This window comes from Fictibacillus gelatini DSM 15865 (genome assembly GCF_000430745.1).
GTDB classification, from domain to species: Bacteria; Bacillota; Bacilli; order Bacillales; family Fictibacillaceae; genus Fictibacillus_A; species Fictibacillus_A gelatini.
Genome location: NZ_AUMP01000032.1, coordinates 36,701 through 48,283, shown reverse-complemented (window position 1 = coordinate 48,283; position 11,583 = coordinate 36,701). Strand labels below are relative to the sequence as shown.

The 11,583-nt window shown below is 41.8% G+C and carries 14 protein-coding genes; all 14 read right to left on the bottom strand.

Going from position 1 to position 11,583, the window contains the following annotated elements:
* Positions 1-150: 150 nt before the first annotated feature.
* Complete coding sequence (locus tag H538_RS25135; RefSeq protein WP_051291498.1) at positions 151-1,173, bottom strand: GH25 family lysozyme; 1,023 nt, start codon at positions 1,171-1,173, stop codon at positions 151-153.
* A 57-nt stretch (positions 1,174-1,230) separates the two neighbouring features.
* Positions 1,231-1,464, bottom strand: coding sequence for a phage holin (locus H538_RS0114520; protein WP_026678230.1), 234 nt, complete (start codon positions 1,462-1,464; stop codon positions 1,231-1,233).
* 17 nt (positions 1,465-1,481) lie between these two features.
* Entirely contained in the window at positions 1,482-1,748 is a 267-nt protein-coding gene (locus tag H538_RS0114515) for a hemolysin XhlA family protein (protein ID WP_245595244.1), read from the bottom strand.
* 73 nt (positions 1,749-1,821) lie between these two features.
* A complete protein-coding gene (locus H538_RS0114510; protein WP_026678228.1) occupies positions 1,822-2,295 on the bottom strand; it encodes a C40 family peptidase in 474 nt (157 codons plus the stop codon).
* An 11-nt stretch (positions 2,296-2,306) separates the two neighbouring features.
* Entirely contained in the window at positions 2,307-2,651 is a 345-nt protein-coding gene (locus H538_RS0114505) for a hypothetical protein (protein ID WP_026678227.1), read from the bottom strand.
* Positions 2,652-2,666: 15 nt separating this feature from the next.
* Positions 2,667-3,455: a hypothetical protein gene (locus H538_RS0114500; protein ID WP_026678226.1), complete on the bottom strand. Its 789-nt coding sequence runs from the start codon at positions 3,453-3,455 to the stop codon at positions 2,667-2,669.
* Between the two features lie 3 nt (positions 3,456-3,458).
* Positions 3,459-7,478, bottom strand: a complete 4,020-nt coding sequence (locus tag H538_RS0114495) for a LamG domain-containing protein (RefSeq protein WP_026678225.1) — start codon at positions 7,476-7,478, stop codon at positions 3,459-3,461.
* A 15-nt stretch (positions 7,479-7,493) separates the two neighbouring features.
* Entirely contained in the window at positions 7,494-7,796 is a 303-nt protein-coding gene (locus H538_RS0114490) for a hypothetical protein (RefSeq protein ID WP_026678224.1), read from the bottom strand.
* Positions 7,797-8,501: a hypothetical protein gene (locus H538_RS25130; RefSeq protein WP_051291497.1), complete on the bottom strand. Its 705-nt coding sequence runs from the start codon at positions 8,499-8,501 to the stop codon at positions 7,797-7,799.
* On the bottom strand, positions 8,498-9,664 hold the full coding sequence (locus tag H538_RS0114480) for a baseplate J/gp47 family protein (RefSeq protein ID WP_026678223.1): 1,167 nt from the start codon (positions 9,662-9,664) through the stop codon (positions 8,498-8,500). Before H538_RS0114480 ends, H538_RS25130 begins: the two co-directional genes overlap by 4 nt.
* On the bottom strand, positions 9,657-10,022 hold the full coding sequence (locus H538_RS0114475; RefSeq protein ID WP_051291496.1) for a DUF2634 domain-containing protein: 366 nt from the start codon (positions 10,020-10,022) through the stop codon (positions 9,657-9,659). The genes H538_RS0114480 and H538_RS0114475 overlap by 8 nt, the downstream gene beginning before the upstream one ends.
* The gene (locus H538_RS0114470) at positions 10,019-10,396 is read right to left on the bottom strand and encodes a Gp138 family membrane-puncturing spike protein (RefSeq protein WP_026678221.1); all 378 of its coding nucleotides are present in this window, start codon (positions 10,394-10,396) and stop codon (positions 10,019-10,021) included. The genes H538_RS0114475 and H538_RS0114470 overlap by 4 nt, the downstream gene beginning before the upstream one ends.
* On the bottom strand, positions 10,396-11,241 hold the full coding sequence (locus tag H538_RS0114465; protein WP_026678220.1) for a phage protein: 846 nt from the start codon (positions 11,239-11,241) through the stop codon (positions 10,396-10,398). The genes H538_RS0114470 and H538_RS0114465 overlap by 1 nt, the downstream gene beginning before the upstream one ends.
* Complete coding sequence (locus H538_RS0114460) at positions 11,228-11,578, bottom strand: phage baseplate plug family protein (protein WP_035350976.1); 351 nt, start codon at positions 11,576-11,578, stop codon at positions 11,228-11,230. The genes H538_RS0114465 and H538_RS0114460 overlap by 14 nt, the downstream gene beginning before the upstream one ends.
* Between the last annotated feature and the right edge of the window lie 5 nt (positions 11,579-11,583).

Below are 11,583 nucleotides of genomic sequence, written 5' to 3'. Positions count from 1 at the left end.
TCCTTTCAGTCTTCAGAGGATCCTCGGTCATTCACGTTTAGAAATGACTATGCAATATGTGCATATGTGGGGAGATGATTTAGTTTCGAAGCATGATCGATATGCACCGAAGATAGATTTGCCCACCTCATAAGAGGCGGGCTGTTTTTATTATTTTACACGTAATCGCTGACCCACATAAATCTTATTTACATCCTTCAGATTGTTCCAGTTTTTGATTTCAGCGACAGTTGATCCATTTGCCTTAGCCAAACCAGATACAGTGTCACCACTTTTGACCGTGACGTATTTTTTCGTATCTTTCGGTTTTGGAACAGCCTTTTTATTATCGGCCGAATTAATCCACGAACCAGGAACGCCCTTTTTATCCGTGACGTTAATCATGCCTTCGGATTTATTAAAGACAAAATAACTGCCGGGGGCGACTGTTCCTTTTGCATTTTTCTTCGATTTTGCATCAGCCGCAGAAACATAACCGTTTATGATTCGGTTTACTTTGTATTTTTCGTCCTTTACGACTGGTTTAGGCGATGATGTGTTTGCAGGCTTTGATGGTATTGGTTTTGTAGATATATTCTTGCCAACAAACCATTCAAGAGACTTGCTGCCAGTTAATTTGTTCAAATCGAGATCACCATTATATCCGGGCAGTCTACCTGTAGAAGTGTACTGCCACAAGTCGCAAGGAAAAGCCGGCTTTATAGCATGAAATTTCCCATTATTGTCGCCATAGCGCGGGATCCAAACGGCGTCGAATTCACTAATATTGATATTAAAATCCTCATAAAGATGATGAGCGATGTAAAGCCCGACCTTTTTAGCGCCTAGCTCACGCAATTTCCTTTGATAAGCAGACACTCCCGCCCGCATATCTTTCATAGACTTTTCCTCAACATCCAACCACCAGACCTCCGGGTTAAATTCTTTCGTGCGGTTGTAAAAGTCTGTTGCCTCTTTTTCCATGTCGCTAATTGACACACCGCGAACCCAGGCATACGCATGAGTAGGAACGCCGCGTTTGCGTAACTCGTTATGATGTGTCTTATAATGCTCGTCAACGACCTGTGAGCCGTACTGTGTACGAATAATGGCCAGGTCCAGGCATTTTGCAAATTTATCATAATCGATTTCACAGGGTTTTTGATGATGCGAAAGGTCAACAATATTGTCCATTGTGGATTCTCCTTTTTCAAATAAAATAAAAAAGAGCAACGATATTACTCGCTGCTCTTACTTCGTTAATCCTTCACGTTGCAATACTTCTTTCTGTTTTTTGCCTTTTGCAGTGACATAGTTGTTACGGAACCAAGCTACGGCTGCGGTAACGAATGTAAAAACGGTAGAAAGAAAAGCGGTTTGTTCGTCCGCTGTGCCTGGAATCTCGTAAAGCCCAAGACTCACCAAAAACTGATTAATAAGCGCAATTGCCAATACGATCGTTCGAATGATTGTCCCTTTGTCCATTATTTAAATCCTCCCTTTTAATGTTGAAAAAAAGCATAAAAAACAGCGATGCCTCCACCGATCAGCCCTGTGATAAAAGCGTTGGTAATGGCTCGTCGTAACCACTTCGTGTCATCCGAAATATCTGCCAACACTTTGTTGATCTGAATAATATCGCGGTCATGGATCAAGGTTTTGTTTTGTAAGTCCCGGATGTCTTTTTTCATCAACTCTTGTCCATTTTTCAATTCTGCAATTTCTTTCTGAATCGTCTGCTCAAACAGATTCATAGTCTGTTCCTCCAATCCAATTGACCCCCTTTGCTTCATCGTTTAGTGCATTTTAATAAAGAGAGCTGGGGCTCCCTAAAAACTTCTGTTAAGCCCCATCTCCCAAATTCATTATTTTTATTAATTTTTTTGAATTCACTAGTCCCTTCGGCGTAAGATCGTTTACTTCAAGGTCGATTCCAGCGGCCAAAAACATTTCATAGGCAGCTTCTGTACAGTTCATCCGTTTAACTGCGTTCATAATCGGAATTTTTGCCATAATAAATAGCCCGTTACTAACTGTACGAACTATATCGTATTGAGTGTGTAAATTTTCCATTATAAAGGATTTCATCGCAGCTTTTTCTTTTTCAGTAAAGTCTCTGTAAAAACGGTAAACGTCTACTTTTCTTTTAGGATAGCTTATGTGTCTAATCTGTAGTGGATAACGAATATCCGTCTCCACAACATGGTAACTGTCTAACACAATTGCTACATGACTATAGGGCGACGACGTTACGGCTCGAATGATCTTACTACTAAGCGTTGTCCCCTTTATAAAAAGTAAATCGAACCGCTGCATGCCGCCGCCCCCTAACTTAAAAGCCCTTCACGCTCTAAAGCCTGTATATAATCGGCCATAAGTATATTTGCTTTTTGCTTTATATCTACAGCCCCGGGTATTTTATAAGCTTCAGTAGGAGCCAAGATGTTTGCAAAATCAATAGACGAAGCCGCAATTACCTGATCGAGAAGAGCCAGGCGATCTTTTGCTGCGGTATCTAGTTTGGTCTGATCTACCGCACCAGCCAGGTCTTTGATAAGCCTGGCTTGCAGATCAATGAGATGAGTGAGATACGCAATAATAATTACTGGCGGGCCGAGCGTTTCAAATTTTTGTTGAGCAACTTCCTGATATTGCTTCTTTTTTTCATCCATGATTACTTCACCTCACTAAATTAAAATGCCGAAAGCATATACGTCCCGGAATTTGTCAGATGTATTGGTAAAACGAACGTATACTTGATCGGCTGCAGTTGACAGCTGTGCGATACCGTCCTTAAACTCTACAAAACTGGTTACTGTGGCTCCGACTTCCACTTTAATATTAGGCGCGGATTCTAAATAAAGTTGAATTGTTTTAGCTGGCGTACCCAGTGGAATTTTTTCATTTCGTACCTGGCCACCCGGGTGAATCGCCAGAATTCCGTCACCCATATTTGCTGCAAAACTTGCTAAATTAGTGGAAAAGCTTTCCAGGTTAAAATCTTCGTCGTAATAGACCAATTGGCGCAAGTTATTCGCCTGTATCGATGCCTTTTTCGCTTCCAAGACTTCTTCGTAAGTAAACGCATACGGATCGTCCTGAAAGCTTACAGTCTGGTTAACAACGTTGTCGATCATTACCGGTTCGAGATCTACCCATTCAGTTGGCACCTGGGCGGGCACATCTACTTCTTTTCCATCGATTACGTACGTATTCGCTATTTCTTCGAAGGCTACAGCTTTATGGGCTTCGGTTACTTCATCGTAAGTTTCCCTGCCAAATTCATCTACCGTAACATTATCTTTGTACAGCGGTAGGCCCTGGGCATTTGTTTTTTGATTCTTTCCATGTACTTCTTCTACGATCTTGCTTAAAGTTATTTCGTACGGAAGCGACATGGCGTATTCCAGTGGAAAAGCCGAGCGATTAAGCCCGGCAACTTTGTGAGTGATTCGATTAAAAACTACAGTTTGCATTTACTAAGCCCCCTTCGCAGCCAGTGGTCTGCCCGGTAAACGGAAGACGTCTACAGCAGCCCTGGGGTCACCATCGACTGACATCGCTGGTTTATCCATTGTCATAATAACAAGTTGCAATTCTCTTGAGTCCGTGTTGATCGCTAAAAACATACTTCCATAAATAACTTTTGCTAAAGAGTTTGGCACAGATGTAATTACGCCATAATTATAACCGTTTATTGAAGCCGCGCCTCGTTTCGCTAAGCTGGTACCCAGAAATGTAAGCGATCCTACTTTAATTTGCCTGTAATTTTGTGCAGTAGCGTGGTTATATTCTTCGTGATATAAACCACCACGCTTTAATAACCCATTAATGTTACTTGCTACAGCGCCCTGGGTATTTAGGTCATCATTTACGTAGTCATGCTGATTAACATTTACCCCTATAGGTAAAATACTTAAAAGTGGTACTGGAGATGATTCCATAGTAACCCCAGGCTTTTGCCTGCCCGTTCCATAGGATGTTGCGAAGTTATTTTTAGCTGGAGACGTTACGGGCTTTAAGTTTATACTTGCACCAGTGTAAATACCTTGATAAGGCACAAAGTCACCCCAGGTAATGACGCCGCCGTTTTCATCTGTTGGTACCAGTGCTTCAATTTCCTTTGTTTCTTTTCGGACGTAGAAAGTGTTACTTAGTCCGGCGTCCCTTCTTGGGTTTTCGGGTACTAGTAAATCGTAGCCTGCTTTACTTATTAGACTAATTTCTATAGAAGCTGTGTCTATGTTTATAACGGAAGGTGTCACGCCGTCAGAAGCATCTGTATAAACTAAAATATGTGCATATCCGTTAGCATCGATAAGACTTGATACGCTATTAGAAGACATGGCTGTTCTTGAAATCATCCCGTTTGAATGACTAAACCTGCCGCCATCAGTAGCCCACGAAGAAGAATTTGGGTAATACCAGGTTAGGTATACTTTATTTCCACCTACCGTACTACCGAAAGACCAAACGATAGGGGAAAGTGTGCCGATTCGATCTTTAAGGCGCTGTACTTTTTCTGCTACAGTTAAACAACCTTTAAAGAAGTCTGAACCGTATTTCTTTTCCGCAATACCAACTAGATCGAATGACAATAAAACCTGCGGTATTTGACCGTTCGCGCTAGTAGAAAGGGATAGTAAGTTGTTATCCAAGTTTTTAACAGTGTCATATTGCGCCTGGGTTGCTTCTGTTCCGAAGGCCGACGGTGCTTGTATGCTGGTATTATAGGCAGTCTTCATAATATTAGGATTCACAGCCGTACTTCCTGCTACTTTATCCTTAAAATCGTCTATAATAGCCAGGGTGCCTTTTATCAGCTTCTGCCCTTTAAATTCCCCGGCCAGGGTATCTGTATAGACTTCTGAAAGCCCGCCCTGCCCAGCTGGCATATTTAAACTGTATTCTACTAATATGTCTTGGGCTACCAAGTTAGCAGGGAGCGTGCCTAATGTAAATTCAGCTGCGTTTGTACCTAGTCCTGTCCATGTGCCAGGTACAGTCGTTACCGTTCCGTTAATATTTGCCTTGACCGTCGGGCTGGAAGTGCTGGCCGTGGTTTCGAATAACGTAGCACCTGCACTAAAGGTAGTAGTTCCCGAAAAGCTTACAGTAATGGTTTTATTTACGGCATCAATAGCCGTTACGGTATACGTAAAGCTAGAATACGTTACACCGTCTGGAAGCAACATCCGGAAAGTATCGTTTACTGCAAATTTCGATACGTCATCTACTTTTATGGTACCTGTGTTTGTTACGTTGTTAATGGTTTCCATCACTTTTGCTAGGGCAGTGTCTGAATCGATTACGCCTGTAATAGTCTCTCCGGCCCGCCCCGTTATTTTGACTTTGTCCCCAGCTTCCCATGCACCAGTATTTGTTCCTGTTCCCTTCGAAATGATTACACCTTTTTCCTGGGTTTGATTCTGTACTTTCGCGATTTGTTGCGTAAGTTGCGATACAAGGGCATCGCTGTGGACTTTTCTTTGGTTATTAAAGGCAGGCATTATTCTTGCGTTTCCAGACATAACATCTGCTGGTATAGTAGCAAAACTTGTACCTCTATCAATATTTGAGACCGATAAATCAGATATAGGACCTTTAAATGGATAAAATCGCATAATATCACTACCAGTGGAAGTCCAGCCCCCAGCGAACAATGCTATTTTAGAAGGTGCTAGCATTCCAGAATATGGGGCGCTAGCAATAAGCACACCGTTAACATAAGCAGCTATTAAGTTTGCTGCTTTATTCCATGTATACCGTAAATGAACTAAACCCTTGTTTTTAAGCGGGTAGGCAGAAAGTTGGTTTGTAGGGGCTGCCCCTTCTGTTTTATACGTTAATAAATATACTCGATTATCACCACCCGCAATTGAAGCACGTAAAGCTAAATGATTATTGCTATTATACAAGGCTACTATGTCCCCAGCTGTTCCTGTAAAATCGTTAGTTTTATCTGCATCGATGAAGCAGTCAATTGTTCCCTGTTCCTCGGTTAAGTTGGCTATATTAACTACTGGAACACCACTAGCTTTTATTCCTATTCCCGTGGGCATTGGCAGATATGCAGGACTGCTTATTCCTAAGTCCCCTCCAAGTTCAGCAACGGTCGTTCCATCGAAAGAAGCATAAAATACGTGGTTGCTGTCAATAGGCGTCTTCCTTATACCGTGATACGTCTTAACCATACGTTTTCTGTGGTTTGTTTGTAGTTCAGTACTTAACAGTTTTTCGAATGCTTCTACAGCTAGGGGGTCATAGTCCCAACCCGTAAGGCTTACCTTATGGCGAAGGTCCATAATATCTCGTTCAGCTATGACATTTGAATATAGGCCGTCCGGCCTTTCGCTGTTGACATAAAAATTGTGTCCATTTACGGCTGATTTACCTGGCCAAATAGCCTCTACCAAAAGTTGTGTATCGCTTATTCTACTTATAATTTTACCCACAATCGCAGTTCCAGTTACTCGAGTTAGGATTTTCCCGGGTGTAAATGACGCTGGTAGTGGAGCTGTAAATGTGATGATAGTGCGCTCTCCTGGTGAAAAATTGTAATACCCGTTCCAGTTAGAAGCGTTAGGGTCTGTATCACTAACGGTTACAGGTGATTGCTCACACTGGGAAGCCCCTGTAGGATTTACAGCGGAATAGGTTCCGGTATTACGTCGACGTACTCTAAATAAAGGAATAGCATATACGTACCCGTCATACGTTTTTAGGGCTGCTTTGCTAGCATCTGTCCCGTCCCCACAAACAAAAAGGCCAGCGTCATTTTGTGTAGCGATCCCGGGGTAGTTCCAAGAAGATGACGATTTTCTAATCCCCAAAAAGCCCCAGTACATTCTTTTAGTAAAAAGGGTATCGATAGAATAAGAAGAAACGTCGATAGGTGCATTGTTACCGCCCTGGGCTGTTACTTTGGTGTTATACTGACTACCACTTGTAAGTTCTAAACCATCCTGGAATTTTTCGAAGTCAACTCCGTCTGCTACCCTAAAGCGACATTTCCAGCTTTGATCGGTTTGGTCGCGCCAGGCTTCCAAAAATACCAGGTCGAAACGCTCTCCAGATGTTGGCGGGGGTGATAGCTGTAGCTTGTGAAGGCTTGCACCTACGTCAGTAAACGGTACAAAGCTAGCGCTGTTTTTATTAAACGTTACCACGTTACCGTTTATTAAAAAGTTATGATTTACGTCACCAGGTACAGCTAAAGCATTAGCACCTTTCGTGTACCATCCAGACCCTGGCGTTTGTACTTGACCTGGGGCAATTTGGGATAAAGCTGACGTATAGCCGTCCTTAATTGAGGGTGTGTCCAAAACCCCACTGGGTACAGCAGCTTTTGCTAAATCTGAAGCCAGAAAAGTCTGTGCATCTGCAATCCCCTGTTCAATCCGATTCATATTTCCAGCATTAACAGGTGTCCCCTCTTGAATAACATTTCCTTGAGCGTCTTTAATCCTGTCTTGCCATAGTTTTTTTGTATAAGGCATCTAAATCCCTCCTTTTTAAATCGAAGTGATTGATAACTTGTATTGGAAATACACCAATAAGCCATTTGCCGCTGTTTTCGTGATATTTTTAGGACTGTCGTCAAAAGTTTCTCCATCTGGATCCAATAATTCAAATTTGGTAACGGTTCCGCTAACTGAATCGTCTAAATACAAATAAACCGTAACAATGTCACCGGTAATATCCGTTTTGAATATCGGTGTCCTGTACTTTTTCCCGTTCATTGTATACTGACCGTCTCTAATAAAATTGAGCAACAAATTTTTTGTTTTTGTACGGCCAGTTGCTGTTACTGCCAATTAAATCACCTCTCCCGCAACAAAAGTTCCGCAAATCGGATAATCTTGTAGAACAGAAAAAAAGCTGCTGTTTAAATCAATACTTGAAACGAAAACAGCAGTATCATTTGAAACTATCTCATCACCGGTTATCAAATTTCCAGCATATTTCTCAAATGGGTAAAGGTAATGGTTGGATTGACTTTGGATAGCAATTTCGCGTTCCAAAATATATTTCCATTGTGTAGCAACGCCACCAGTCATAACCTTAGCCAACTCGGAAAATGGAATACCTACATCTGGTCCATCATGACCACGAACTGTGATAAACAGCATGGCTGGCTCTCCCGCAAATGGCCCGTCTTTTAAAGTCCATCCCTCTTGAACAGAAACAAGACTCTCGCCAAGATAAACTTGCAGGAGCTGAATAATCGTTTCGATATCTCCGTCAGCAAGATAGTTAACTATTATACGAGTTTTAAGTTTGAGCCTATACTCTTCATCAGAAACACCCGCGCGATATTCCTGAAGAATTTCTTCGCCGATCCGATCAAGGACTTTGCCTTTGGCGTTATCGATATCACGCCATAATTCCATTACATCAAATGTGCTTTGTAAATCGTCCAATTGATCTGCAACAATCGTAAAGACTTTTCCAATGTTGCTTTCCTTCATTTTCAGAAATACGTCTGTAAGTTTCGAAAGCATATCATCTAAAAAACTCATGTGATCACGACCTTACTTGTGCTCGTTTTTGCGACTTGATCGGACGATACGACAATATTTGATTGTGAATAATTAATTCCATCTGTACTTAATTGGACAATCGCATCATCTACCCCATCGATGGATAGGGCTACAGCAACTAATTTTGCGTAAACAACATCCTGATCAAGCCCAAGTCCAGGATATTCGAAGCCATTTTCATCTTTCCCACCAATATAGCTCAGGATTTGGTTTTTAACTCTTTGAATTCCATCCGACGGGAAATTTGCACCCTTTGTCAATTGAACTTTTACAAAAACAGAAATTTCGGTTGGTCTTGAAAATCCGATTTGGTGCAAATTGCCCTTTGAATCTCGCACATCAATAACCGTTGTCCCATACGATTGTATTCCTCCGGCTTTTACAGAAAAAATTGCTTGGGCAACTGCTTGATCTTCTCCACCAAAAACAAATGGAGCAATAGATTTTGGCGGGATTCCGTTTTTTTCGACCATTGCAGTGTTTTGATTAACAATTGCGTCCCTTACGCCAGGTACTTCTAAAAGTCTTGCCTTAATACTTTCTGTTCCAGATGCTCCTTTTTTTGAGGGATATTCTTGAAAACGAGCATAAAACTCTGCATCAGTTTCCCGTTCTCGCCCTCCAGCGGTTGGTTCGAGATTTGTAATGGAAGAAACATCAGCAAGGGGAGTTATTATTTCGGTTATTTGACCGGCTGTCATATTCCCTCTTGATCCAGTCTCCACAGCATAAATTTCTGCAACCCCCTTACCGGATCCATCCAAAGTAATTTCCTCTGTTGTTTCAAAATGGATACCACTTTGAGTGCCAACGACAAAACCCGAAGGAATAACTGCACCCGGGTTTCCGGTGATGTTTATTTTTCCATACGCGTAATCGGCGTTAAGGCGTGTCATACCTTTCAACTTAGCCAACCGATCAAGCGAGACACCTTCGGCGGTGCCAGGAAAAGAGTTATTGTATACTTTTTCAGCTACTTGCCATACAACGGCCAGAAACCAGGCAAACAAACGGATCAGAATTCCCATAAAGGAACGTGGAGTAAGATTCAACTTTTCTCCGAATAATTCTTTTGCTCTAGCTTCCATTTCTTCAATAAGATCGGCATATGTCTTTCTCTGAAAGCCGTTTTCGTCAACCATCAATTTCCACCCCCTCTACGGAAAGTGTTTCTCCATCATCTTTTTTGAGCGTTAGCGAAATAGTCCTTGTCCGAGATTGTAGATCATCATTAAATGCGATTTCTTCGACCGAAGCAATGCGATCCTCTTGAGAAATTGCCTCAATAATATCGTCTCGGGCTTCATCCAGATTGAAGTCCTTTCCAAGGATGTGGTCAAAAACAAGTCCGTGATCTTCTTCAAGAAAAAACTCGCCCTTTCTTGTTTGGAGGAGCATTCGAACGGATTGGGCAAGCTCTTCATCTCCCTCGATCATTGCGATATCGCCATTTTCGATTACAATGTCACCATCAACTATTTTTGGAGAAAAAATATTCAAAATAGCACCCCCAGAACGACTGCATCCCTAATGTCATGCGTTCGCCGGTATTCAGGATCAAAGGGCTTGCCGCCGTTCAGATTATCAAGAGCACGTTCGGCAAAAGCGACAAAAACAACGTCGCCGGTTTGAAGAACAGGCGAATACGTTTTTATAATCCCATCTACTTTATAACGATGTCCAAGAACCGGGGCATCCTCTATTAACGGATACCGATCTGTGTCTCCATTCTTATCAACAGACAAAAAAAGAAGCTCCACGTCGACCGTGCGCTTCCCTTCATTGAATTTTATAACCCTTGCCGGAGCAAAGGTATGTAAGCTCAATTTGATACGTCTTTCTATAAGATCAAAAAAATTTGTATCTCCGGCCATTAGATCACCTCGAAATCACTAAGAAAGTCACTGCCATTTGCGGTATGAGTGCCTTTTCGAACACGATATTTCCCTTTTGCTGTTTTGCTTTTTATTTCAATGATTGAAGCAACGGTAATTCGGTGCTGAAGAAGGCACTTTACCTTGTAACCTTTAACGCCATCCTCTTCGAATGGTTCTGGGCTACCGATAAGACCAGTTTCCTCATTTAAAACAAACCGTTCATCGTTCCCCTCTTTTATGGAGCGAATGACTAATCGGCCGCGGCGATAGTACATAGAAGCTTTACAATCGTGAACGACTTCCTCAAGATTATTCAAGATTAGACCGGTAACCGTGTAACCCTTCTTGTAAACAACATCCTTGGGCAGCTTAAATTCGGCAAGCTTTATGCCTAAAATTGAACAAAGCTTTTTAATAATCGTTGAACCGTGGGTCCCCGCCTTAAAGGTGATCTTCAATGATTGTTTCTTCCCCTTCTTAGCCGGATCAGCTGTCTTCGATGTTACTTTTATCCGGGAATAATCCTCACCTTCGAGAAAATAAATGGCTGTAATTTTGTCTACGCCTTCTCTCCTGGTTAGAATACGTGAAATCTTCCCACTGGCAATTACACCATAATCTCCTTTGTATCCGGCCTGAATAGTGCAAGTATCCCCCCGGGTCATACGATGAATGGAATCGTTTGATAGGTTATAAATTTCCACCTTGCTTTCGTTCGGCTTTGCATCATCATCAAAGGGGGATTCGAACCGAATCTCCAGATCCTCATTAGAAAAAGTAGTTGAGTATTTCCCACTTATTGATACCTTAATAACGCGACCGAAAAGGTTATCCGCTGCCATCGGGTTCACCTTCCCCATCCGGAACATCATCGATAAATAAAAAGACCGTCTCACCAAAATTTTCAAAGGTGATACGATCTTCTTTTCCGGATTCATCAAGTGGTATTAAAGATGGCGCGGGAAGCCTTTGATCAGTTATATCGGACCACAATTCCCGATTTAAAATTAGTTTTTCACCAAGAACAATCGGCTCTTCATTCAGATCGAACAAATTAACGCTGAAAAAATCACCTATTTCATTGTAAAAAACCTCCATTACAAAGGTTTCTTCTGCAAAATCAATTTCAAAACGAACAGGAAGCTCCTCTTTGTCGATTTCAATATAGTCTTTATTCAAAAAGA